This window comes from Sulfitobacter sp. S190 (assembly GCF_025141935.1).
In the GTDB taxonomy this organism is placed as follows: Bacteria; Pseudomonadota; Alphaproteobacteria; order Rhodobacterales; family Rhodobacteraceae; genus Sulfitobacter.
The window spans coordinates 44,824-67,848 of the sequence record NZ_CP081124.1; the positions used below are offsets into that span (position 1 = coordinate 44,824).

Consider the following 23,025-nt stretch of genomic DNA (forward strand, 5'->3'; position numbering starts at 1 on the left):
CGTGCTTTCCGCCGCTCATCACACCGACCACGTAATGGTCCGACCGACCGATTGATCGGGTCGGAGCAAAACCAGTTTCAGAGCATACTCCCCTTGGCGGAGTGAAATCTGCCTGAAGGGTGCCAACAGATGTTCGGCTGCACCGGGATCAGGCAAGGAAACCTCGCAATGTGAAAGTGTTGCAAGTTCCGGTGCTTGGCGGCGTCCGACAAGCCCGTCCGTACGGTCAATCGGGGGTGTTCCACCCGGCGTGCGAAAGACAAATGGCAGCATAGGATCGAGGCTCGCTGCGGCGACGGGGATGCTCATGCCTTTCGGCAAGAATGGTGCGTTATAGGGTTCTGTGCCTTCCGCCGTGTCCTCGAACGGGGACATCCCCCGCCATGAAATCCCGATAGGACACCCTTCTCCTCTTATCCTCGCGCCGAGCGTGATCGCCTCGCTCTCCGCGCTGACTGTGGTTTTGTCATGCCACAACAGTTCGAGGAATACGTTGTCGAGACACGCGCAGATGTTGCGTGTTCCCTGACCGGGATGATCCCGCGTATAATTCACGCGAAGGTCGGCGTCCTTCATCGTGGACCGCGCGGTTCGCTCGTCTGCGACGACGAGAAAGATATGATCTAGTTCGGCAAAAGCCGCGCACGTGATGGTTTTCATTTCGGATCAAAGCCTATGTGTGTCACAGCCTCTCCTGTCTGACATAGCAGACGCCTTTCGGCTGGCAACAGACGGCAACCCTGTGCGGGCCGAAGGTATCGGGCGCCTTTTGGATTCTTGAGAGCAGAGTGACGTTTGCGCTTTGCGGAAAAACGCACGGCCTGCTTAGAATAATCATTATGTAAAAATTTGATGCACAGACCGCATGGCAAGCTGTTGGCATCGGCAACTGCGTGGAATACGCGCAAACGGTCATGGTTAGGGTCGGTTAAGTATTGCGGCCTGTGCCGCGTTTTGATGAGAGACCGGTCTCGTGACGGATGCAGCGCCATCACCTCCAGCCCTTCCACCGCTCGGATTGCGCGTGTCGATGGTGGCGATTGCGGCGTGCGGCTGTGTGGCCGCGATCGTGTCGGGCCAGCTGGGCGTGCTTGCCTTGCCGGATGTTGCGGGGGCGATTGGCCGGTCTGCGTTCGACGCATCGTGGCTGACGACCGTGTATCTGGCGGCGCAACCGCTGAGCGTTCCGCTCGCGCCCGTCTGTGTTGCGGCGTTTGGCCCGCGGCGGGTGCTTTTGTGGGCCGCGGCGGGGTTGGCGGTGTCTTCACTGGGCGAGTTGCTGACGAACAGCCTGTGGCCCCTGACGGTCTTGCGGGCGGTTCAGGGGGCCTCCTCGGGGATGTTCCCGATCATGACGATGCTGCTGGTGATGCGGTCTTTCCCGCCCGCGAAAGGCCAGAAAGAGGGGCTGCTGCTGTTTGCGGCGGCCACGAGCGTCGGCATCGGTTTGGCGGCAAGCCTGTGTGGCTGGCTGCTGGAAGTGTTTGGCTGGCAGGGACCGGCCGTGTTCCAACTGGTCTGGGCCACCGGCATCGGCATTGCCGTCTGGATGCGGTTTGCCCCCTCGCCCTTCGCCCGCGGGCCTGTCGCTTCGGCAGACTGGCGCAGCTATGTCCTGTTGGCTTCGGGCTGTGCGTGCATGGTTGCGGGATTGTCGCAGGCCGAACGGCGGTTCTGGTTCGAAAGCGATCTTGTCGTGACGCTGCTGGCGATGGGGGCCGGTTTGCTGCTGCTGGCCTGCGTGTCGTTGTTGCGGGCGCCGGCGCCGTTCATACAGTTGCGGCTGTTGGCGATACCGACATTCGGCTGGGCCATCTTCATGGCGCTGACCCTGCGCTTTGCGCTGTTGGTCGTGGCGTTCGTGATCCCGCAATACCTTGTGCGGTTGCAAGGGTACCGGCCCGAGAACCTTGGCGATGTGACGATCTGGTTGCTGCCGGTGCATCTGGTGGCGTTCCCGCTGGCCTATGCCGTGAGCAGATGGGCGGACCCGCGTGTCGTGTTGATGATCGGGTTGGCGGCGTTTGCGGCCGCGGCGTTCGTAAACATCGATCTTGATCCGCTTTGGGCCGCCGACCAGTTCAGGATGTCGCTTGTGCTTCTCGGGGTCGGGCAGGCGTTTTTCGTATTTGCGCTTTTGCTGTTTGCGACCCACGGGCTTGGCCCGCCGCAGGGGCCAACCGCTGGCACGCTGTTCAATCTGACGCGGATCGTCGGGCAGGCGGCGGGTGCCGGGTTCATCGCGACGCTGGTAACGGAACGTGAGAAACACCATTCGCACGTTCTTGTAGACCAGATCACCGCCTATTCGGATGTCGCAGCAGAGCGGACGTTGATGCTTGCCCGAACCTTTTCCGCCGTCGGGTCGGATCCGGAGCTTAGCCGCACGCAGGCCACAGCGACCCTTGGCAGACAGGTCAGCGATCAGGCGTTCGTGCTGGCCTACGGCGATGGATTCACCGTTCTTGCCGCGCTGCTGGCAGGTGCGGCCCTGCTGGTGTGGGTCCTGCCCGGCATTCGCACTCCGCCCGAAAAAGGAGAAGACATATGAGTGCTGCAACCCGGTTTCTGGCCGCGATCGGCGGGAGCGTGCTTTTGGCCGCCGCTGCATGGGGCGCGGTGTCCTTCTGGGACGGTCAGCGCCGGTTTGTCAGCACGAAGAACGCCTATGTGAAGGGTGAAATCACGACGATTGCGGCGCGGGTGCCGGGCTATGCGGTCGAGATTTTCGTCGATGACAATCAGCGGGTCGCGGCGAAGCAACCGCTGTTCCGTATCGATCCGCGCGATTATCGGGCGGCCCTGCAGGAGGCCGACGCGCAGATCGCGATCCAGCAGGCCGCGCTGTCCAACCTCGCGGCGCGCCGGGTGTTGCAGGACGCGCGTATCGCCGCCGCCCGGTCCACGCTGGAGGCGCGACAGGCCGAAGCGACCTTTGCGCAGAACGAATTTGACCGCGCCAGCCGGCTTGTCGACAGCGGCACAGGCACCCGCCAGCGGTTGGACGACACCGCCGCCGCCGACATCGTGGCGCGCGCGCGTGTCACCGAAGCGCAGGCCGATCTGGGTCTGGAGGCGGCCCAGACCGATGTGCTGGATGCAGAGCAGCTGTCCATCGAAGCGGCGCTGAGTGCGGCGCAAGCCACGCGCGACACCGCCCGGATCACGCTCGAGGATACGCAGGTCTGGGCTCCCGCGGCGGGGGTCATCTCGAACCGCCGCACGCGGGTGGGCGAATATCTGGCCGCAGGGGTGGCAACCATGGCACTGGTGCCCGATGGCGCGATTTGGGTCGAAGCGAACATCCGTGAAACGGAACTGGCGCGGCTGGTGCCGGGAGACCGGGCAGAAGTGGCGATCGACGTGCTGGGCGGGGCCGTTGCCTGTGCCACCGTCGAGAGCATCGCGCCCGCCGCAGGCAGCGAATTTGCCCTGATCCCTGCTGACAATGCCACTGGAAACTTCACCAAGATCGTGCGCCGGTTCGCGGTCCGATTGCGCTTTGATGCGACGGACGCGCTGCTGCCGCAGATCGCGCCGGGCATGTCCGTGGTGCCGCGCATCGCCATCGGATCCCATCGCACGGGGGCCGCGGATGCGGGGGGGCTTCCGTGGACTGCGGGAACCGGTTTTGCCTGTGGTGCCGATGGACCCGTACGCGCACCGGCCCCTGCCGCGCGGCAGTTGCCCGATCATCCGGGCTTGCGGTCGGAGTGACCGGATCATGAAAAAGACGGTCTGCTGAAATACCGAAAAGCACTTCACACGGTACGCTGGCTGTGTGGTGCGGATCAAAAGCGCACCAACCTACCCTGTCGGGGCGCTTGTGTTTTCCTCCCGTGCGCGCGTTCCGGCAGGTAATCCGCCCCCGACGCGGGCAAGAAGGAGAGCTGATTTGGCAACGTCTCGCGTGCTTTTGGTCTGGACCACGGAAACCAATTCCACCCGCAAAATGGCCGATGCCGTCAGGAAGGGCGTGCAAAGCGTGCCGCATGTTTCGTGTACTGACGTGGTGCTGGAAACCGGAACCGAAATGACGTTCGAAGAGGTCGCCGCGCATGACGCGCTGATCCTTGGCACGCCCGTGCGCCACCGCAACATGCACCACAGGATCAAGCGGTTCATCGAAGAAACGCTGGAAACCGCGTGGCTTGACGACAGGATGGTGGGCATGGTGGGCGGTACGTTTTCCATCGGTGGAGGGCATGGTGATGCCGGTGCGGGCGCGGAGATGTGCCAGTTGGGGATGCTGGCGGCGATGGCGGCCAACGGGATGATCCTGACGCCGTTGCCGAAATGCACGCCCGGTGCGGATCACGCGGGCCTGCATTGGGGTCCCGCAGGGCGCAGCGGTGGCGCGCGGATGGAGCCTTATTGGCCGTCCGAACCCATGGTGCAGGCGGCCTTCCATCACGGCGCAAACATCGCGCGTCTGACCCATGCGCTGCACGGACGGCGCAACGATATTTTCGTGCGGGGCAATGAGGCACCCGCCGCCGATCTGGTCGCCGCGTTTCGTGCAGGCGCTGCGCAGGATCGCCCTGCGGTGCCGGATGCGGATGCAAATCCGGCCTACCGTCGCACGGCACCCGACGGGTTTGTGTCTGGCGTCACGAAATCCGACGACGATCAGTTCGACACACCATAGATTTGCGCAAGGGATCGGACCGTTTTCTGATCGCTCCACGCAGGTTCAGGCGCCGGGGCTGCTGCCGCCGGACGCCAGTGGAGGGACGACCGCGGCGGGGTTCATGCAGGGTCCACCGAAAGCGATGTAAGCGGCAAAACCTTGAAATAACCGATGTCTCCGCTGGCGTAGTCTTGACCACAGACCCCGGATAATTCTGCTATCCCGCGGGGCTGTGGCAGTTGCCCCGCGCCGCACCCGATACCGCAAATCCGCCAAATTCCGCCAGATCCATGCGCAGAGCTTTCGCGCGTGAACAGGAGAGCGATCATGCGCAAACACGCCAAGGCCCATCTGACACGTCGCGCGGCGCTTGCTGCCGGAGCCGCGGGCGCGGGACTGTTAATTGCGGGGGGCGGCCGGATGGGCCGTGCCGCCGCGCCGGACGGATCGATGCGCACCGGCATATTCGGCATGGGCGTGCGCAAGGAGGCCAACAGCCTGACCGCCGACAGCGACGATGTGCGCATGTACCGCGAGGCGGTCGCCTGGATGAAAGACCGCTCGAAGGTCAATCCGCTCGACCCGCTGGGCTGGCGGCAACATTGGGCGCATCATTCGCTGTTCTGCTCGTCCAACAGTTTCCAGTACCAGGTGCACTACGGGTGGTATTTTCTGCCGTGGCACCGCGCCTATCTGGCCAATATCGAACAACGGGTGCGCCGCATTCTCAATGAGCCGTCGTTCGGGCTGCCCTATTGGGACTGGACCCGCAATCCGCAATTGCCCGCGTGGTATTTCGGCGAGGACAATCCGCTCAACAACCCCAGCCGCTATCAGGAAGCAGGCGACCGCGTAGAGCCCGATTTTGTCGAACTGGGGCCAGTGTTGCGGGCCACGAAGTGGGAACATTTTGGCGGCCGTCGCCGCGATCCGGGCGAGATACAGGTCGAAGGCACGCTGGAGCAATCGGTGCATAATTGCATCCACAACTGGATCGGGGGGCAGATGGCCTCCTTTGATGGTGCCGGTAACGATCCGATTTTCCAAAGCCACCACGGCCAGATCGACCGTCTGTGGGCCATCTGGCTGGCGCAGGGGGGTGGCCGGGCCAATCCAACTGACGCAGATTGGCTGGATGAGCGGTTCTGGTTTGCGGGCCCGAGTGGTCTGCTCGAGGATGTGACGGTGCGCGACGTGCTGGAGACCGAACCGCTCGGCTACAGATTTGACGATCTGGACTATGCCCTGACCCTGACGCCGGAAACGACCCCGGTCTACGATGGTTGGGGGCTCGATTTCGGCGCGATCGACCCAGACGGTACCGACCTTGCGGCGATTTCGGTTGTTGCGCGCGGGGACGGGCCGGGGCGCGTGTCGCTCAACTACGAACGGATGAGCCTGCCGATCCAGCCGTTCCAGCACCGGCTCTTCTTTGTCGACGACAGCCCCGGGGGTGCGGCCACCTACATCGGTACCTTCACGATCCTGCCGATCCCCGATCTCAACCGCGGGCTGGAGCATTCCGTCACCAGTCAGGTCGAGGTTCCTCCGCGGGCTCTGGACCAATTGTTGCAGAACCGTCGCATTCGGGTTGTGGGTGTTCCTGTGCCGCTCAAGGGGCGCGACATTCCTGAGGCTCCGGTGCCGTTTCAGGGCGTCTCGATCACCGTCGATGCGTAGGTTCTGGTACATTGCGATGGTGGCGGGCTGGTGCTGGTCTGTCTGCGCTGCGGCCGCGCAGGAAGGTCCGCGCCTGAGCTTTTCGGGCGAGATACGCGAGCGCGCGACGTATCTGTCGGGGAATGGTTTTGATGACGCGAACCCCGATCGGGGTTGGTCGCTGACCCAGCGGCTCCGGTTTCAGATTGACGCGGAAGTGGCCCCTGCCCTGCGCGGCAGGATCAATTTGCTCAGCGCGGTGCAGACCGGTTTCAGCGACAGTCCGGTGGACCGCAACGTGCTCGACCTGCACGAAGCATATGTGGAGGTCGGCAGCGAAGACCGCTTTGTGAGGCTGGGCCGTCAGGAAATGCGCCTGGGATCGCAGCGGTTGGTCGGATGGCGCGACGGGACAAATGTGCGCCGAGTCTGGGACGGCGTGCGCGGCGTCTTTGCGCTGGGTGACGCGACGCTCGATGCTTTTGCGCTGCAGCTTGTCGACGTTGAAACCACCGGCGCGTTCAACGACACCTCCGACGATGACCGTGTGCTGGCGGGGCTTTACTGGTCGGGCGCTGCCCCGGTCGGTAACCTCCATCTTTACTATCTGTTTGCGGGGTTCGACGACCGCGAAAATATCGAAGGTACGGCCGATGAGCGGCGTCAAACGCTGGGGCTGCGCAGTTTTGGCGAGAATGGCCCATGGGCTTGGAACGCCGAAGCGGCCTACCAGTTCGGGCGCGCGGGACGGGATGATATCCGCGCGTGGACCATCGCCGCCGACATCAGCCACCAATGGCGGGACCGTCCGCTCAAGCCGCGTCTGGGACTGTCGGCAAATGTCGCGTCCGGCGACAGCGACCGGGGCGACGGGCGGCTCGAAACCTTCAACGCGCTCTATCCCCGTGGCAGCTATTTCTCCGATATCGCGCTGCTGGGGCCGAGCAATTTCATCAACCTGCGTCCATCGTTGCAGATGTTCCCGCGGGACGATCTGCTGGTCTATGTCGATATGAATTTCTTTTGGCGGCTCGACCGTAACGACGGCATCTATTCCCCGTCGGGCAGTTTGCTGCGGGGGCCAGAAGGGTCCGATGCCCGCTATGTCAACACGTCCTTATCCGCGGGCGTCGAATGGCAGGCCCGTGACGATGTTCTGTTCAGCGCGATCTACGCCCGATCCCACCCCGGCGATTTCATTCGCGAAACCGGACCGTCAGATCCCATCGACTTTATCGAACTCACGATCAAATTCACCTTTTGAAAGGAAGACTTCATGCTTGGAAAAAACATCAAAGGACTTTCGCGACGGCAGATGATGGCCCTTTCGGGGGGGACCGGTCTTGCCGCCAGTCTCGGCGTCGGCACCGGATGGGCGCAGTCGACCGCGCCTGCCGACATGATTGTGCGGGGCGCCAACATCATCACGCAGGATCCCACCATGCCGCGGGCGACCGCCCTCGCCGTGCGCGACGGGCTGGTGCTCGCGGTCGGATCTGAGGCGGATGTCGCAGCACATGCGGGCCCCGACACACAGGATATCGACGCGGGCGGCCGCACCATGATCCCGGGTCTGAACGACAGCCACCACCATGCGACACGCGCGGGCCGGTTCTATGCGGCGGAGTTGCGGTGGGACGGGGTCAAATCGCTGGCCCGCGGATTGCAGATGATCCGCGAAGCGGCGGCAAAGACACCCGAAGGCGAATGGGTGCGGGTCGTGGGCAGCTGGTCGCCCTACCAGTTCGAAGAGCGCCGCCTGCCCACCCCTGCCGAGCTGACCGAAGCAGCACCGGACACGCCGGTCTATGTGTTGTTCCTGTACTCGCAGGGATTTCTCAATCGCAAGGCCGTCGAAGTGCGCGGCATCACGGCCGATACACAGGCGCCTCCGGGAACGCGCTACGAAATCACCGAAGACGGCGGTTGCATCCTGCACGCCACGCCCAACCCCGATCTGCTGTACGCCAGCATCGGCGCGCTGCCGGCCCTGACCGAGGAACAGCAGGTGCTGTCCACCCGGCACTATTACCGCGAGCTGAACCGCTTTGGCCTGACGTCGGTCATTGATGCGGGGGGCGGCGGTCACACTTTTCCCGAAGACTACAGCGGCTCGGCGGCGCTGGCCGCGGACGACGCGCTCACGGTGCGTATCTCCAACTACCTTTTCCCCCAGAACAAGGGCGCGGAGCTGGCCGAATTCGAACGCTGGACGCAGGACTGGCAGGTGGGGCTGAACCTCGCGGACAAGCTGATGCACGCCTATGTCATTCGGGGCGGCGGAGAGTTTCTCGTCTGGTCGGCGGGCGACTATGAAAACTTCATGGCCGATCGCCCCGACATCACCACCCGCGACCAGTGGCGGCCACAGCTGTTGAACGTGACGCGGCATTTGCTGAAAAATGGCTGGCCGCTGCGCATTCACGCCACCTATGACCAGTCGATCAACCGCATCCTGAACGTCTTTGAAGAGGCGCATGCCCTCGAAGTGGCCGAGGGCCGGCTGGGCTTTGCCGGGATCCGCTGGGCCATCGACCACGGCGAAACGGTGCAGATGCCAACGCTGCGACGGATCAAGGCCCTTGGCGGCGGGATGGCGATGCAGGCGCGCATGGCCTACGCGGGCGAATTTTTCATGGATCGCTACGGCGAGGAAATGACCCGCAATGCGCCCCCTTTACGCGATGTCATTGACGCGGGCATCCCGCTCGGTCTGGGCACGGATGCCACGCGGGTTGCGGGGTTCAACCCCTGGCTCGCGCTTTATTGGGCGACGACCGGCAAATCGCTGGGCGGGACCCAGTTGCACGGGCCGCGCCACCAGTTGACCCGCGAAGAGGCGCTGTTTCACTACACCGTCGGGTCCGCGTGGTTCAGCCAGGAAGAGCTGCTCAAGGGCAGGCTGAAACCGGGGCAATTCGCGGACTTCGCCCTGTTGAACGCACCGTTCCTCGACGTATCGGACGAGGACATCAAGGACATTCAGGCCGATATGACCGTGATGAACGGCTCGGTCGTGCATGGGGCGGCGGAGTATGCGGGGATGGTGCCCGACCTTGAGCCGATCCAACCCGAGTGGAGCCCCGTACGCAGTTTTGGCGGGTATCAGGGCTAGAATATCCGAAGCATGTGACAAGACCCGGCGCCGACAGAGGTGCCGGGTTTTTGGCTACGGGACGCGGGCCGTGTCATAGGCCAGCCGCAGCAACGCCAGCACAACCGCCAGTTCAGCGCGGTTGCGCGGGCAATAAAGAAGCATTTCGCGGTCGCCGCTGGGGTTGAGACCCGTGTCCGGGTGCGGCTCGCCCCAACGCTTTTCCATCACGATCCTGCGCGCCTCCACCGGCAACGCCAGATGCAGGCTGCCATCGGGTCGGGGATGCAGGTGCGAGAATTCATCATTCGCCAACACCATGTCCGGATTTGTCATGCCCACGCTGGACGCAAGGAAAAATCCGACCGTGCCATTGGGTGCCCTGCGCACAGGGCCGAGAAGGACGTGCCGGTATTTGCTCACCGTGTTGAGGATCAGATCGTTGAAGAACAGCATGGGGCGCTGGTTGATCTGGCGGTGGGTCGGCTCGGGTGCGGTACGCGGTCTCGGCCCGATGCGGGCGGGCAGCAAGCGCAGGGTTTTCAAGCGGTCGCGGTTGACCATGACGAGACCTATACGTGTTACGATGTGGCCAGTGTGAAGCAGATCGGCTGCTTCGTATTCCACACGTTGAAGTGTATCATATAATTTTGCTCACATTCTAAAGATGTATTGCCTGCCCCCCTATCCATAAGGCACGAAAAGCGGAAACCGGCTGCCAGAACGTGAAATATTGCACGGTAAAAATCCCTTAGGTTCGGTGAAACAGCCACCTAACCGGGTCGAGGCCATGTCACGAAACGAAGAGCATTCCGCAACACCTGCGGACGAATTGAAGGCCCTTGTCGGGCAGCGGCCCGCGATTATTGCATCGTCGGCCCATGCCAGTGTTGCCCGGTTCGAGGGGACGGGCAGCGTGTTGCTGCACCGGGCGGCCAATGATCTGCTGCTCATCCCCATCGATCCTTGTGTTTTGACCGTCAGCGTCGGCGCGGGGGCGCCGCAGCGGATGCAGGCATGCCCCTACACGGCCTTTATCCTGCGCGCGGGGAACCGGATTGGCATCGACTATGACGACTGCCGCCGGATCATCGCCCTCGCCATTGATCCCGCGTGGTTCAACGACATCGCAGCGCGCTGTGAGCCCGGCACGGATAACGCCCAGCTCCGCACGCTGCTGCACCCCGACATGCCGCCCATCGTCAATGCGCTGCGCCGCCACCTGTCGTTTCCGCAAAGCGCGCATGACCGTTTCATCGCGCTGAATGCCGAACTGATCGTGTCCTACTGTTTCTGGTACGGCAGCCCCGCGCGGACCAGCCATCCTCCCAAGGCGGGTTTGCTGACGAAAAGCCTGCAGCGGGTGTTGCGACAGGTCGAAGACAACATAGACGCGCGCATTCCCATCACCGAGCTTGCCGGATCAGTGGGCATGTCGCCGTCGAAGTTCTCGCGGCATTTCAAGGCAGTGCTTGGCCTGTCGCCGCAGGCCTACATCATCGAGCGGAGGGTTCTGAAAGTGCAGGATCTGCTTGAGGATACGGGATCGACACTTGCCGAAGTCGCACTGGATGCGGGGTTTTCGAGCCAGGCCCATATGACATCGAGCTTTACCAGACATTTCGGCATCACGCCGGGTGAGTACCGCAAGCATTTCCTCAGTCAGATGAATGCCTGACCTGCGGGTCTAGTGCAGCGTGGTGTTGGCCCATGGCTGAACCATCCCTTTGGACTGCACCACCGACAGGGCAGCATCCGTGAGATCGGGCGCCGGACGGGACGACACCGTCGAGCGGTACCCGAACAACTTGCGGAACTGGCCCGGTGCGAGGCCGAAGTGCTTTGTGAAACTGGACGTCATGTGCGCCTGGCTCGAGAACCCTGCATCCAGTGCCACTTCGACCAGCGGGCGTGTTTCGTCCTTCAGCAGATCCTGGGCGACCTGAAGCCGCCTGCGCAGCACGTATTTCTGCGGGGGAAGCCCCAACGCCGACTTGAACGCCCGCGAGAATTGCGAGGGGGACATCGTCGCCATTTCGGCCAATTCGTTGATGAGAATACGCTCGGATATGTCCGTATCGATCTGATCGGTGATCGCCTCGACAAGCGCGGGCGACAGGCCTTCGCAATTATGAAGCGCAGATTCGCCGTGCTCTGCCCCCATGAAGCAATAGCTCAGCAGCAGCTCCACCGTAAGCGCGGCAACCCGCGGTGACAGCAGCATGTTGCGCGACAGACTTTGCGCAAGCGTTCTGACCAGCGGCGGTGCATCGGGGTGGGACATGGCGATTGCCGAGCCTGCGCTGCGTGTCGGGTCGTCCATCACGCATTGCGCAATCAGGGCGTCGACCCGTTCGGCATCAACGGCGACAACCAGCATTTCCGCGCGGGTCAGGGTTTCGATATCGTGGTGGTGGCCTGCGCGCAGCAGCAACATCGTGAACGGCGCAAGCCGCAGCGTTTGTTCGGGAAACGCGCCGTGCTGGAGCTTGAGTTTGCAATTCTCCACCGGGATCAGAACCAGATCGCTATCGGTCGTCCGGTCGAACACGAATGAGCGGGTCACCCGTGCCACGCAGGCATCGCCAAGTCGGTAGGCCGCCGCGCGCGGACCGATCCCGGCCGCTTGCATGTCCGCGCCCCAGACGGGGCCGTCAAAATCATTGGGAAAAACAGCATTCATGTCCGACCTCATATGGCTAGTTAAGTTTACACCTCGTTTCTAAAGGCCAAAGAAACGTGGGTATTTCATAAATACTCTCCGCATAGTTGACTGTCATCCTAAATTTACACCTGCGGTGGTTTACGGCCGGTCCCCCAAGCGGTGTGGAACACAATCCTTGATAAGCGCAGCACGTGAAATACCGCGATGCGGGCACCGTTCTAGGGTGGACGTAGCCAAGGCGCCCTGCCGCCTGATCCACCAGCGAAGGAAATCCCATGTCCTGGACCCCTTTTATCATTTCGACCGCCATTGGTGTGCTTGTCGGCCTATTTTACGGGCTCTTGACTGTGCGGTCGCCTGCGCCGCCGGCAATCGCCCTTCTGGGTCTGCTGGGGATGCTTGCCGGCGAAAGCGCGGTCACCTGGTTGCGTGGCCACACCGATCTTCTCGGCACCGTGCTGCATAGCAAGAGTTTCCACGTGGCCAAAACCCACGATCAAGACAAACCCACCCTTTGAACAACCAAGGAGCAATCAACATGAGTGGCAAACTAGAGGTACTTACCCCGCAAAACAGTCAGGTGATTTTCATCGACCATCAGCCGCAGATGGCTTTCGGGGTGCAGTCGCTCGACCGGCAAGTGCTCAAGAACAACACTGTGGCTCTCGCCAAATCGGCGAAAGTCTTTGACGTTCCCGCAACGATCACCACCGTGGAGACAACGTCATTTTCGGGCCATACCTACCCCGAACTGCTCGATGTATTCCCCGATCACGATATTCTCGAGCGGACCTCGATGAACTCGTGGGATGACCAGAAAGTCCGCGACGCATTGGCCAAGCATGCCGCAGACGGTCGCAAGAAGGTTGTCGTGTCAGGCCTGTGGACAGAGGTGTGCAACACGACCTTTTCGCTGTCGTGCATGCATGACACCGATTACGAAATCTACATGGTCGCCGATGCATCCGGAGGCACGACCGCCGAAGCGCACGAACGCGCGATGGACCGGATGGTTCAGGCCGGCGTCGTGCCGGTTACATGGCAACAGGTGATGCTTGAATGGCAACGCGATTGGGCCCGTCGCGAGACGTATGATCCTGTCATGGACATCGCGCGCGAACATTCGGGCGCGTACGGCATGGGCGTCGATTACGCCTATACGATGGTGCACGGGGCCGAGGATCGCACGCATCACACCGGCAAGACGCTGGACCCGGTGCCCGCCGAAAGTTGATCCATCCCGCCCGCACCGGACATCCATCCGGTGCGGACCTTCCAATCCGGCATCAAGGAACTGCAATGGTCGATACAATTCTGCACAACGGACGTTTCACGACACTTGATCCTGAAACCCCCGATGCAACCGCCGTCGCGATTGCGGCAGGCAGGATCACGCAGGTCGGTCACGACCGCGATATTATGCCTTTGGCCCAGGACGATACCGATGTCATCGATCTGGGCGGGCGGCGTGTCATTCCGGGCCTCAACGACAGCCATACCCACCTTATCCGCGGCGGGCTCTACTATAATATGGAGTTGCGGTGGGAGAACGTACCATCGGTATCGGATGCCCTTGCCATGCTGAAACGGCAGGCGGCAAACACTCCTGCGCCACAGTGGGTGCGCGTGGTCGGCGGCTGGTCTGAATTCCAGTTCGCCGAACGCCGGATGCCGACACTCGAAGAGATCAACCACGCGGCACCCGACACACCGGTGTTCATTCTGCACCTTTACGGCTCTGCGATGCTGAACCGTGCGGCGCTCAGGGTTCTGGGCATCACCAAGGAAACAAAAGATCCGCCCGGCGGCGTGATCGAACGGGACGCGCGCGGTCATCCCACGGGTATGTTGATCGCAAAGCCCTCTGCGCTGATCCTCTATAGCACCTTGGCAAAGGGGCCTTCCCTGTCACCAGAGGATCAACGCAATTCGACCCTTCATTTCATGCGTGAGCTGAACCGCCTGGGCGTGACATCGGTGATCGATGCGGGCGGCGGCGGCCAGAACTATCCCGATGACTATGACGTGGTGAGCGATCTCAACGCCGAGGGAAAACTGACGCTGCGCATCGCCTACAACCTGTTTGCCCAAACCCCCGGGGCCGAGCTGTCCGACTACGAACGCTGGACACAGATGACCGAACCGGGCGCCGGTGACGCGATGTTGCGGATGAACGGCGCGGGCGAGAACCTGACCTGGTCGGCGGCGGATTTCGAGAACTTTCTGGAGCCGCGGCCCGATCTGGCCCCCACGATGGAGGCGGACCTCGAAAAAATCGTCAGCCTTCTGGCAGAGAACGAATGGCCGTTTCGTATCCACGCCACGTATGACGAGACCATCGATCGTTTCCTCAGCGTATTCGAGCGGGTCAACGGGCATACACCTTTCAAGACGCGCTTTATCATCGACCACGCCGAAACGATCACACCGCGCAACATCGAACGGATCAAGGCGCTCGGCGGCGGGATCGCGTCGCAGCACCGAATGGCGTTTCAGGGGGAATACTTCATCGATCGCTACGGTGCCGAGCAGACAAAACAGACCCCGCCGCTGCGCAGCATTCTGGATACCGGCACACCGCTTGGGGGCGGCACCGATGCCACCCGCGTGGCCAGCTATGATCCTTGGGTCGCGATCAAATGGCTGTGCACCGGGCAAACGGTCGGGGGCACGCCGCTCTATGACGACGGCAACCTGCTGAGCCGCGAAGAGGCGGTGGCCATCTGGACGACAGGATCTGCGTGGTTCTCGGGCGAGCAGGACCGCAAGGGGCGCATCGCGCCTGACATGTACGCCGATCTGGCGGTCCTGTCCGACGATCTGATGTCCGTGCAGGACGACGCCATCCGCCGCATCACATCGGTGCTGACGTTGGTGAACGGCGCGGTTGTCTGGGCGGATGCAGAATTTGCACCGCGCTGTCCGCCGATGCCACCTGTCAGCCCCGAATGGGGACCGCCTGCACACTTCGCCAGCCCCGCCGAACGACAGCCCGCCCTTTCGCCCGCGCTTGCAGGCATGCGGGCCTGCGCGGACGGCTGTGCATCGGGGTGCGGCCTGCATGGCCACAATCACCAGATCGCATGGGCCAATCCCCTGCCCGTCCATGACCGCAAAAGCTTTTGGGGTGCCCTGGGGTGTTCGTGCTTCATGGCATGAACCGCCCTCTTTACCAGATCGGAGCCTATCATGGCTGACACCCCTACCGCGACCGTCTCTGCATGGACACCCTTCCGGTATCGCGCTTTCAGCCTGTTATGGGCCGCGACGCTCATCTCGAACGTCGGCACATGGATGCACGAGGTGGGCGCGGGCTGGTTGATGACAACGCTCAGCCCCTCGCCCGCGGTCGTATCGCTCGTTCAGGCGGCCACCACGCTGCCCGTCTTTCTGTTCGCCCTGCTTGCAGGAACGCTGGCCGACCGGCTGGACAAGCGCAAGATGCTGATCGTGATCAACCTGATGCTGATGGTCGTGGTCAGCACGCTGACGGTGATTGTGCATTTCGGCCTGATGACCCCGACCCTGCTCATTCTGTTTACGCTGGTGATCGGCACCGGATCGGCGTTCATGGCCCCGGCCTGGCAGTCGATCGTGCCGGGGCTCGTCCCGCGAGAGGCGCTGCAGCCGGCGATTGCGCTCAATTCGATGGGGGTCAACATCAGCCGTGCCATCGGTCCTGCGCTTGCCGGGCTTTTGATCGCGGTCGCGGGTCTGGCCTCTCCTTTCGCGATCAATGCGCTGAGCTTTGTGGCGATCCTGGTCAGCCTGTTCTTGTGGAAGAACGAAGAGACCCCGACCGTCACGCACCAGCCCATCTGGGGCGCGATGCTGACAGGGGTGCGCCATGTCCGGCACAACGATGCGCTCAAGGCGACGTTGATCCGCGCGGTGGCGTTCTTCCTTTTTGCATCGGCCTATTGGGCGCTGCTGCCGATTGTTGCGCGCAATACGCGCGGTGGCGGAGCGGAGCTTTACGGGTTCCTGCTGACCCTGATCGGGGCGGGTGCGGTCACCGGCGCGCTGGTCCTGTCACGGATACGCGCGATGTTCGATAGTAACAGGATGGCACAGATCGGCACGGTTGGCACCGCGGGGGCGCTGGCGCTCATGGCGCTGGCTGCCGATCCGGTCAGCGCAAGCGTCGCCGCGTTCATTGGCGGTTTCAGCTGGATTTCGGTGCTGACCACCTTCAACGTGTCGGCCCAGACGGCACTGCCCAACTGGATCCGCGCCCGCGGATTGTCGGTTTATCTGATGGTGTTTTTCGGATCGATGGCATTGGGGTCGCTCATCTGGGGACAGGTGGCCACCTATACGTCGCCCGCGGTCGCGCTGATCACGGCCGCCGTGGGAAGCCTTGTGTGTATTCCGCTGACGCGCCGCTTTCACCTTGGCCAGGGCGAGGGCCGCGATCTCACCCCTTCGATGCACTGGCCTGCACCGCCTCTCGCGATTGACAGCGACGACATCAATGACCGCGGCCCGGTGCTCATCACCGTCACGTATCAGGTGACCGAAGAGAATGTCGCGGATTTTCGCGCCCTGATGCAGGAGTGGTCGAAAGAGCGGATGCGCGACGGTGCGTTCGAATGGAACCTCTACCAAAGCGCGGAGTCACCGGAGCTCTGGATCGAGGCGTTCCGCGTGCCGAGTTGGGAGGAACATCTGGCCCACCACGGTCGCGTGTCGCACGAGGATGCCGTGATGCAGGACAAGGTGCACGCCCTCGATACGACCGAAGGAGGCCCCGTTGTCCGCCACTACATCGCGCCCTAGGGGCGACGGCTGAGGATCGCGGCGAGAATGAGGCCCCCGATCAAACCCATATGTTCCATGAAGACCGCAAACTGGCGCATCACCATGTCCGGCGGTGACGACCAGAACGCATGCGCGATCAAGGTCGCCAAAAAGGTAAAGACGCCCAGCATGCCCGCCCCCAGCCACACCGCCCGCCCCACAATGACCAGAAGCGATCCGCCCAGTTGCACAAGTATCGTCAAACCGGCAAGTACCGCAGGCGCGGGCAGACCAAATGCCTGTTGCTCGGCGACGGCGGCGCCGAAATCGAACGCCTTGAGCAGTCCGCTGCTCCAGAAGGGTGAGGTCAGGATGATACGGGCGAGAAGCGCAAAAGTGTGTGACTCGAGCAGGGCCGCGATCGGGCGGGGGACGGTGCTGTCCATCACGGTGCGCCGCTGCAAATTGACTGTGGGGTTTGAAGCACGGACATGGCACTCTCCTGCGAATGAAACATTTGTCCGTGCATCCTGCGTGCGCGGGCCGCGCCGGTATTCCACCGCTCTGACCCTTTCAGTATTCGGCGCACCCGCCGCGCTTTCCAGCAACCGCAATCCGAGTATGTCATGATCCTGCTGATCAACCCTTTCACCGTTTTCGACGGCCAGACCGACCGGTTTCTCGCGCTTTGGGACCAGACAAACGCGATCTTCCGCGCGTCCGACGGGTTTATCTCGGCGCGCCTGTGCAGTGCGCTGAGCGAGCAGGCACCGGGCCAACGCGCGCCCTACACCCACATCAACGTCGCAGAGTGGCAAAGCCGCGACAGCTATGCCACGGCCTTGCGTCATCCCGATCTGAAACGTCTGGGCGGCCAGTACATGAAGGTCTGTACCTTCAATCCCGCGCTCTATGACATTCTGCGCGACACCTGACTACCGGCGCAGCATCTGGGCGAGTTCGTCCGGCGGCATGTGGGAATGTTCCTGCACGCTGCGGCTGATTTGGTCGATAAAGCGGTCAAAGGGCCCCATAAATCGGGCGTCGATGTCGACCTCTGCCGCTGCATCCCGCATCAACGTCACCCACCGTGCCCGCTGGGCATCCGTGATTTTCATCGACACGTGTTTCCAGATGACAAAGGCCAGATCGCCGCGTTCGCTGAGATAATCCTGCGGCCCGCCGAAGACGACCGAAAACCAGCCCGCGAGATACTTCGCGTGCTTGTCGTCCCCCGCCGTAAACAAGGGCTCGAGCAAAGGGTCGCGCAGCGCCTTGTCATAGAACGCTTCCGTCATCGCGCGGATACGGTCCTGACCACCCGCCACATCGAAGAGGGTCTGCGGCGCTTTTGTCCGGGTCTGTTCCATTGTCCGTTCCTTTCGTTATTGCCCTTTCACCGTGCCTGCAAAGGCTGCGATGGCCTCGATTTCGGAGCGGGCGATTTCATGTCCGCCGGGATGCCACACCGTTTCGACCCGCGCGCCCTGCCCCTCGAAATAAGACACCAGCGCCGTTGTTTGCGGCGCGGGGCAGATCGGATCGTTGCGCCCCGCCGTGAGCAAGATACGCTTGCCCGACAACGCCGGTTGCGGCGCAGGCTGCCAGGGGATCAGCGGATGCATAAGCACCATCTCATCGAACAGGTCTGGCCGTTCAAAAGAAAGCGCGGCCAGAATATTGGCCCCGTTCGAATATCCCAGCCCGATCACCCGTGCGGGCGCCACATCGGTGTGCTGGTCTTCGACAAAAGCTGCCAGCGCGTCACGCCGTGCCGCGAGGTCGTCCATGTCGTAAACCCCCTCGCCCGTGCGGCGAAAGAACCGGTTTGCGCCATGTTCGGACACGTCGCCCCGTGGAGAGATCACCGTGGCGTCGGGATAAAGTTGGCGGGCAAAGCCGTGAAACTGGGTCTCGTCCCCGCCCGTGCCGTGGAAGGTAAAGACAAGCGGCGCACCAACTGCGCCGCCGTCTTTTTCATAATGATAGGTCATTGCGATGTCCTTTCTTCTAGTCCAGCGGCGGCAGGATCGCCTCGATCTGGTCGCGCAGCCCTGCGTGCTGGTCTGGCAGCTTGAGCGCCTCACCGAGGTGCGCGGTGTCTTCGTCGCGGTCGAAACCGGGCTCGTTGGTGGCCACTTCGAACAACACGCCGCCCGGCGTGCGGAAGTAGATCGCCCAGAAATAATCGCGGTCAATCACCGGCGTCACCTGATAGCCGGTATCCACCAACGCGCGGCGCACCTCGAGCTGTTTTGCACGGTCCTCGACGGCGAACGCGATGTGGTGGACCGATCCCGCGCCCTGCCCCGCAAACCCGGTGGTCGGCAGATGCTCCAGATCAATTACGTTGGCCTCATTGCCGCCGGGCACGGCGAACCGGATGATGTTGCCGTCCCGTTCGGTCTGCTCATACCCCATGTAGGTGAGCAGTTCCGCAGTCGCATCGGTGTTGCGCAGACGCATCGTGGCGGAGTGAAAACCGCGAATGGCGTGATCGGAGGACACACCGTTGCCGGTCCAGCCCGGACGGTCATCGCCCGCCGCTTCGATCAGGGAAAACCCTTCGTTGTCCGGCCCGTCAAAACCCAGCGTGGGCGCGCCAAAACGGTTGCCGCTCTGGATGTTGCGCACGCCATGCTCGGCCAGACGTTCCTGCCAGTAGCCTGTGCTTCCTTCGGGAATGGCAAAGGTTGTGGTGCCTACCTCGCCGGTGCCCGGACGGCCCTTGGGCATGTTGGGAAACGGGAAATAGGTCATCACCGAACCCGGCGTGCCGACCTCATCGCCATAGTAAAGGTGATAGACATCGGGAGCGTCGAAGTTCACCGTTTTCTTGACCCGGCGCAGGCCGAGCGTCTGTGTGAAGAACGTGTTGTTACGCTTTGCATCGCCCGCCATCGAGGTGACGTGGTGCAGACCTTTGATGTCAGTGATCATGTCGTGTCCTTTCATTCGGTTCGGCCGGATCGACCGCTTGGCACAAGAGATAACCGTTTGGCGAAATTCGATAAGCGCAATAAATCTCAATTGATTATTGCAGAATTTGCAGCAATGATCGGGCATGGCAGGCCAGATCGAAAAGATACGCACCTTTATCGCCGTCGCGGATCACCGCGGGTTCGCGGCCGCCGCCCGCAGCCTGAACGTATCGCCCACCGCCGTAACGCGGCAGATCGCGGATTTGGAGGATTATCTGGGTGCCCAGTTGTTCCTGCGCACCACGCGGCAGGTCAATCTGACCGATGCAGGGCGCATTTATTACGACGCGGTTGTGCCGATATCCGAGCATCTGGCCGTGGCCGACGACAAGGTTCTCAAACGCCAGATCGGGCTTGTGGGGCCGCTGCGGGTATCGGCGCCCCTGTCGTTCGGCATCCGGTATCTGCCCGCCGTGATGTCGCAGTTTCGCACGTTGCATCCGGCCGTGTCCGTCGATCTGCAGCTGAGTGACCGGATGGTCGACATCGGCGCGGAGAGTTTCGACATGGCATTGCGCATATCGGGGCCGCCGGAGGGTCAATCGACGATCTGGCGCAAGATTTGCGAGGTGCCGCGCGGGCTGATGGCGCACCCTGACTATATCGCGCGGCGCGGCGCACCCGACACGCCCCGCGCGCTGGCGGATCACGACTGTCTGCACTACGGCAATCAGCGCAGCCGCATGACGTGGACCCTGCAAAACAGCGGCGGATCGGTTCAGGTGACCGTCGATCCCTGCCTTGCCAGCAACAGCGGTGATCTTCTGGCGCAGCTTGCAGGTCAGGGCGAAGGCATCGTGATGTTGCCCACGTTTCTGACCGATGAACTGGCCGCGCAGGGGGCGCTGGTGCCGGTCCTGCCGGATTGGGCGCCGCCGCCGATCTGGCTGACGGCCACGTTCCCTCCCTATGAACAGCTGCCCGCGCGTGTCGATGCGTTCACCCGGTTTGTAGAGGCCGAGATGACCCGCCCCGACTGATCCTGCCTTGCGCATCGTATCCCCGTTCTTTGCTGCAATCGCGGATAATTCTCCACAATCGGCGCGCTGCGTATTCCAGTGGGGTGCCCGCTATCAACGATGCATTCACGATTTGGGCCTGTCCTTACCGTTCTTGCGGCTCAGGATGTCGGTGGGGGCATCGCGCGGACCACCCCAGCGCAGCACGCGCTTTTGATTTCGGGCAAACCAGAGTTCGGCCACCTCCTCGGTCGTCATCGCATCCATGTTGATCATCCGCTCCATCTCGGTGATGTCTTGCGCGGTCAGTTGCATCGCGGCCAGTTGGCGCAGGCTTTGGGGCTTGATGATCTGGCGCAGGTTGCGATGGGCCAGCAATACCGCGCGGTCGGGCGTTGCAAAAACCGATCTGCTATCTTGGAGAGCCCGTAACTCCAGCGCCGCCATCGTCCAATGCGGTTGCAAGAGGGCAAAGACAGACCGGCGTTTGTGGCGCAACGCGTCAAACACGGCCTCGATCCAGTCGTCTTGCGACACACCCGACAGCTCGAACCCCGCGGCCTCAAGCTCGTATCGTTGCAGCGCCGCGACCGATTGCGCGGCGAGCAGAGGCGCATCCGCGACGTACCGGATCGTGCGGGACGCGGTTCGATCCCCCGCCAGATCGTCAATGCGTGACAGCGTTTCCATCTTTGCGGGAACAACCCATGCCGTGCACACCCCGTCGTAGGGGGCGGAGATCTGTGTGGTGCCCGCCGCAACAGCGGAGAAGAGATGCGCATGGGCATGGGGCAGCAGAGCCGCGCACAGAATGTCGATCCGCCCTGCACCAAGCGCGGCGAACATGCGCTCGGGCGTGTCACAGGTGATCTCGACGGAATGGCCATCGGCCCACAGCATGTCGGCCAGAATGCTCGACAAAACCAAGGGGACGCCGGTCGTCAGCTGGCCAATACGGATGGCGTGGGTGCGGGCCATGTCCGGCTCCATATTGCACGCGGCGCAGGCCACGGGCGCTGGACCGCGACGTGCGGCCCTCTGCATCTCCCGCTTAACGCGGCGGCGCAGGCGCGTCTTTCACGGACACGCCCCATTGTAATTTTGACCAAGGCGTCGGGGATCATGTGCCGGTTCTGCGCGACGCGTCACGCCGCGCGAGAAGCAGCTTTCGGAACTGGCCGGGGGGCATGCCGAACTCCCGTGCGAACATGGAGGTCAGATGCGCCTGACTGGAAAACCCCGCGGCCAGCGCGATGTCGCATAACGCATCGTCGGTCTGCTCCAACATCTCACGGGCGTGGTGCAGGCGGCGTTCCAGGATATAGTCGCGCGGCGCACTGCCAACCAACGCCTTGAACGACCGCGAAAACTGGTTTGCGCTCAACCCCGCGTCTCGGGCGAGATCGGACACCCTGAGCGGTCCGTCAATTTCGGCATCAATGCGCAGCAGGGCCGCGTTGAGACTTCTTGTACTGAGTTTCGCCCCGGTGACGGCCGCCGCGGTCGCCTCGTCATTGTTCCAGACAAGGTGGCTGAGCAGGACACTGACATATGTGCGCAAGAACGGCGCTTCGGGGCAATCCTTGTACAACAGCTGACGGCGGATGGACTGAACCAGTGGCGGGACTTCGGGATGCAACAACACTTCTGCCACATCGGACAGGCCGCTGAATTGGGCGCTCGCACCTGCACAGATCTCGTTGCACCAGCCCCGCTCGACCGCGATCAGAACAATCTCGACACCCGTTTCCGCGGCACAGGCCAAACGGTCACGCGGACGCAGGTTGCAAACGGTAAATGGCGCAAGCCGCAACAGACGCTCGGGATTGGAATCAAGCTGGAAAGACAGCTTGAGCGGCCGCAGAGGGATCAGCAAGATTTCGAACGGGCCCGCCTCGACGCATTTCAACTTGTCACCGGTGATCAGCGCCGCCGACAGGCACCCGATATGCGATTGCGGGCAATCCGCAAACGGTGCGCTCCGCAGAAAATCTGCGATGACGGCGGGGGATATGATGTCTGACTGTGCGTCCATGCCAAGACATCTAGGCACTCCCGGCGCGGCTCTCTTTCAGATTGTGTGCAAAATTTTTCAGGATTCCGCTTTGCGCAAACGCACGAAATTCCGGCGCAAATGTATAAAGCCTGCGCATGAATCTGATAGAAATTCGATGCCTGAAATCGCATTGTAAATACGCGCACGCACGGCACGCCCCGTGCGCAAAGATGTGCCGAACCATGCCGGAATAACTGGAAATTTGGCATTTCGCGACTATTTGCCTAACTTGTACGCCATG

Annotated in this window: 22 protein-coding genes; 13 read left to right on the forward strand and 9 right to left on the reverse strand. The window is 62.3% G+C overall.

From position 1 onward, the window contains the following. Window positions 1-18: 18 nt before the first annotated feature. Window positions 19-660: a VOC family protein gene (locus tag K3756_RS18940; RefSeq protein WP_259994249.1), complete on the reverse strand. Its 642-nt coding sequence runs from the start codon at window positions 658-660 to the stop codon at window positions 19-21. 313 nt (window positions 661-973) lie between these two features. Between K3756_RS18940 and K3756_RS18945 the strand changes: the two genes are divergently transcribed. From K3756_RS18945 to K3756_RS18970, 6 genes are all read left to right on the forward strand, one after another. Next, the gene (locus K3756_RS18945; protein ID WP_259994251.1) at window positions 974-2,551 is read left to right on the forward strand and encodes an MFS transporter; all 1,578 of its coding nucleotides are present in this window, start codon (window positions 974-976) and stop codon (window positions 2,549-2,551) included. Continuing rightward, window positions 2,548-3,717, forward strand: coding sequence for an HlyD family secretion protein (locus tag K3756_RS18950; protein ID WP_259994253.1), 1,170 nt, complete (start codon window positions 2,548-2,550; stop codon window positions 3,715-3,717). Before K3756_RS18945 ends, K3756_RS18950 begins: the two co-directional genes overlap by 4 nt. 178 nt (window positions 3,718-3,895) lie before the next feature. Continuing rightward, window positions 3,896-4,648 carry a hypothetical protein gene (locus tag K3756_RS18955; protein WP_259994255.1) on the forward strand — a complete coding sequence of 251 codons (753 nt, stop codon included), beginning with the start codon at window positions 3,896-3,898 and terminating at the stop codon, window positions 4,646-4,648. Between the two features lie 309 nt (window positions 4,649-4,957). Continuing rightward, window positions 4,958-6,310, forward strand: a complete 1,353-nt coding sequence (locus tag K3756_RS18960) for a tyrosinase family protein (RefSeq protein WP_259994257.1) — start codon at window positions 4,958-4,960, stop codon at window positions 6,308-6,310. Next, window positions 6,303-7,553, forward strand: coding sequence for an alginate export family protein (locus K3756_RS18965; RefSeq protein WP_259994260.1), 1,251 nt, complete (start codon window positions 6,303-6,305; stop codon window positions 7,551-7,553). The genes K3756_RS18960 and K3756_RS18965 overlap by 8 nt, the downstream gene beginning before the upstream one ends. Window positions 7,554-7,565: 12 nt before the next feature. Beyond that, window positions 7,566-9,404, forward strand: coding sequence for an amidohydrolase (locus tag K3756_RS18970; RefSeq protein WP_259994261.1), 1,839 nt, complete (start codon window positions 7,566-7,568; stop codon window positions 9,402-9,404). Between the two features lie 54 nt (window positions 9,405-9,458). On the opposite strand, the gene K3756_RS18975 is transcribed toward K3756_RS18970, so the two are convergent. Then, window positions 9,459-10,010 (reverse strand): luciferase family protein, encoded by a 552-nt coding sequence (locus K3756_RS18975; RefSeq protein ID WP_259994263.1) that lies wholly within the window; start codon window positions 10,008-10,010, stop codon window positions 9,459-9,461. Window positions 10,011-10,173: 163 nt separating this feature from the next. Here K3756_RS18975 and K3756_RS18980 point away from each other — a divergent pair, with 163 nt between their 5' ends. Next, window positions 10,174-11,061: an AraC family transcriptional regulator gene (locus tag K3756_RS18980; RefSeq protein WP_259994265.1), complete on the forward strand. Its 888-nt coding sequence runs from the start codon at window positions 10,174-10,176 to the stop codon at window positions 11,059-11,061. A 9-nt stretch (window positions 11,062-11,070) separates the two neighbouring features. On the opposite strand, the gene K3756_RS18985 is transcribed toward K3756_RS18980, so the two are convergent. Then, the gene (locus K3756_RS18985) at window positions 11,071-12,066 is read right to left on the reverse strand and encodes an AraC family transcriptional regulator (RefSeq protein WP_259994267.1); all 996 of its coding nucleotides are present in this window, start codon (window positions 12,064-12,066) and stop codon (window positions 11,071-11,073) included. Between the two features lie 257 nt (window positions 12,067-12,323). On the opposite strand from K3756_RS18985, the gene K3756_RS18990 reads away from it, so the two are divergent. From K3756_RS18990 to K3756_RS19005, 4 genes are all read left to right on the forward strand, one after another. After that, window positions 12,324-12,566 carry a XapX domain-containing protein gene (locus tag K3756_RS18990; RefSeq protein ID WP_259994268.1) on the forward strand — a complete coding sequence of 81 codons (243 nt, stop codon included), beginning with the start codon at window positions 12,324-12,326 and terminating at the stop codon, window positions 12,564-12,566. Window positions 12,567-12,586: 20 nt separating this feature from the next. Continuing rightward, window positions 12,587-13,282 (forward strand): hydrolase, encoded by a 696-nt coding sequence (locus K3756_RS18995; protein WP_259994270.1) that lies wholly within the window; start codon window positions 12,587-12,589, stop codon window positions 13,280-13,282. 65 nt (window positions 13,283-13,347) lie between these two features. Further along, the gene (locus tag K3756_RS19000) at window positions 13,348-15,207 is read left to right on the forward strand and encodes an amidohydrolase (RefSeq protein WP_259994273.1); all 1,860 of its coding nucleotides are present in this window, start codon (window positions 13,348-13,350) and stop codon (window positions 15,205-15,207) included. Window positions 15,208-15,237: 30 nt separating this feature from the next. Beyond that, the gene (locus K3756_RS19005; RefSeq protein ID WP_259994275.1) at window positions 15,238-16,827 is read left to right on the forward strand and encodes an MFS transporter; all 1,590 of its coding nucleotides are present in this window, start codon (window positions 15,238-15,240) and stop codon (window positions 16,825-16,827) included. On the opposite strand, the gene K3756_RS19010 is transcribed toward K3756_RS19005, so the two are convergent. Further along, window positions 16,824-17,234: a DoxX family protein gene (locus K3756_RS19010; protein ID WP_259994277.1), complete on the reverse strand. Its 411-nt coding sequence runs from the start codon at window positions 17,232-17,234 to the stop codon at window positions 16,824-16,826. The two genes, K3756_RS19005 and K3756_RS19010, sit on opposite strands and share 4 nt — an antisense overlap. Before the next feature lie 180 nt (window positions 17,235-17,414). Here K3756_RS19010 and K3756_RS19015 point away from each other — a divergent pair, with 180 nt between their 5' ends. Beyond that, a complete protein-coding gene (locus K3756_RS19015) occupies window positions 17,415-17,723 on the forward strand; it encodes an antibiotic biosynthesis monooxygenase (RefSeq protein WP_259994279.1) in 309 nt (102 codons plus the stop codon). Here the strand turns inward: K3756_RS19015 and K3756_RS19020 are convergent, their stop codons facing one another. Genes K3756_RS19020 through K3756_RS19030 form a run of 3 tightly spaced genes read right to left on the reverse strand, consistent with a single transcriptional unit; the run spans window position 17,724 to window position 19,728 of the window. After that, a complete protein-coding gene (locus tag K3756_RS19020) occupies window positions 17,724-18,158 on the reverse strand; it encodes a hypothetical protein (protein ID WP_259994281.1) in 435 nt (144 codons plus the stop codon). Window positions 18,159-18,173: 15 nt separating this feature from the next. Next, window positions 18,174-18,782, reverse strand: a complete 609-nt coding sequence (locus tag K3756_RS19025) for an alpha/beta hydrolase (RefSeq protein ID WP_259994283.1) — start codon at window positions 18,780-18,782, stop codon at window positions 18,174-18,176. 16 nt (window positions 18,783-18,798) lie between these two features. After that, window positions 18,799-19,728, reverse strand: a complete 930-nt coding sequence (locus K3756_RS19030) for a ring-cleaving dioxygenase (RefSeq protein ID WP_259994285.1) — start codon at window positions 19,726-19,728, stop codon at window positions 18,799-18,801. Between the two features lie 124 nt (window positions 19,729-19,852). Between K3756_RS19030 and K3756_RS19035 the strand changes: the two genes are divergently transcribed. Continuing rightward, window positions 19,853-20,749 (forward strand): LysR family transcriptional regulator, encoded by an 897-nt coding sequence (locus K3756_RS19035; protein ID WP_259994287.1) that lies wholly within the window; start codon window positions 19,853-19,855, stop codon window positions 20,747-20,749. 105 nt (window positions 20,750-20,854) lie between these two features. Here K3756_RS19035 and K3756_RS19040 read toward each other — a convergent pair whose 3' ends face one another. Then, entirely contained in the window at window positions 20,855-21,706 is an 852-nt protein-coding gene (locus tag K3756_RS19040) for a glycine betaine ABC transporter substrate-binding protein (protein ID WP_259994289.1), read from the reverse strand. Between the two features lie 142 nt (window positions 21,707-21,848). Beyond that, window positions 21,849-22,763: a helix-turn-helix domain-containing protein gene (locus K3756_RS19045; protein ID WP_259994291.1), complete on the reverse strand. Its 915-nt coding sequence runs from the start codon at window positions 22,761-22,763 to the stop codon at window positions 21,849-21,851. Window positions 22,764-23,025: the final 262 nt, after the last annotated feature.

Bases quoted from the DNA above. Each gene is read 5' to 3' on its own strand.
- K3756_RS18965 (WP_259994260.1), top strand. From the start codon at position 6,303: ATGCGTAGGTTCTGGTACATTGCGATGGTGGCGGGCTGGTGCTGGTCT.
- K3756_RS19000 (WP_259994273.1), top strand. From the start codon at position 13,348: ATGGTCGATACAATTCTGCACAACGGACGTTTCACGACACTTGATCCT.
- K3756_RS19020 (WP_259994281.1), bottom strand. From the start codon at position 18,158: ATGGAACAGACCCGGACAAAAGCGCCGCAGACCCTCTTCGATGTGGCG.
- K3756_RS19025 (WP_259994283.1), bottom strand. From the start codon at position 18,782: ATGACCTATCATTATGAAAAAGACGGCGGCGCAGTTGGTGCGCCGCTT.
- K3756_RS18940 (WP_259994249.1), bottom strand. From the start codon at position 660: ATGAAAACCATCACGTGCGCGGCTTTTGCCGAACTAGATCATATCTTT.
- K3756_RS19035 (WP_259994287.1), top strand. From the start codon at position 19,853: ATGGCAGGCCAGATCGAAAAGATACGCACCTTTATCGCCGTCGCGGAT.
- K3756_RS18985 (WP_259994267.1), bottom strand. From the start codon at position 12,066: ATGAATGCTGTTTTTCCCAATGATTTTGACGGCCCCGTCTGGGGCGCG.
- K3756_RS19045 (WP_259994291.1), bottom strand. From the start codon at position 22,763: ATGGACGCACAGTCAGACATCATATCCCCCGCCGTCATCGCAGATTTT.
- K3756_RS19005 (WP_259994275.1), top strand. From the start codon at position 15,238: ATGGCTGACACCCCTACCGCGACCGTCTCTGCATGGACACCCTTCCGG.
- K3756_RS19015 (WP_259994279.1), top strand. From the start codon at position 17,415: ATGATCCTGCTGATCAACCCTTTCACCGTTTTCGACGGCCAGACCGAC.
- K3756_RS18960 (WP_259994257.1), top strand. From the start codon at position 4,958: ATGCGCAAACACGCCAAGGCCCATCTGACACGTCGCGCGGCGCTTGCT.
- K3756_RS18990 (WP_259994268.1), top strand. From the start codon at position 12,324: ATGTCCTGGACCCCTTTTATCATTTCGACCGCCATTGGTGTGCTTGTC.
- K3756_RS19040 (WP_259994289.1), bottom strand. From the start codon at position 21,706: ATGGCCCGCACCCACGCCATCCGTATTGGCCAGCTGACGACCGGCGTC.
- K3756_RS18950 (WP_259994253.1), top strand. From the start codon at position 2,548: ATGAGTGCTGCAACCCGGTTTCTGGCCGCGATCGGCGGGAGCGTGCTT.
- K3756_RS19030 (WP_259994285.1), bottom strand. From the start codon at position 19,728: ATGATCACTGACATCAAAGGTCTGCACCACGTCACCTCGATGGCGGGC.
- K3756_RS18995 (WP_259994270.1), top strand. From the start codon at position 12,587: ATGAGTGGCAAACTAGAGGTACTTACCCCGCAAAACAGTCAGGTGATT.
- K3756_RS18970 (WP_259994261.1), top strand. From the start codon at position 7,566: ATGCTTGGAAAAAACATCAAAGGACTTTCGCGACGGCAGATGATGGCC.
- K3756_RS18980 (WP_259994265.1), top strand. From the start codon at position 10,174: ATGTCACGAAACGAAGAGCATTCCGCAACACCTGCGGACGAATTGAAG.
- K3756_RS19010 (WP_259994277.1), bottom strand. From the start codon at position 17,234: ATGGACAGCACCGTCCCCCGCCCGATCGCGGCCCTGCTCGAGTCACAC.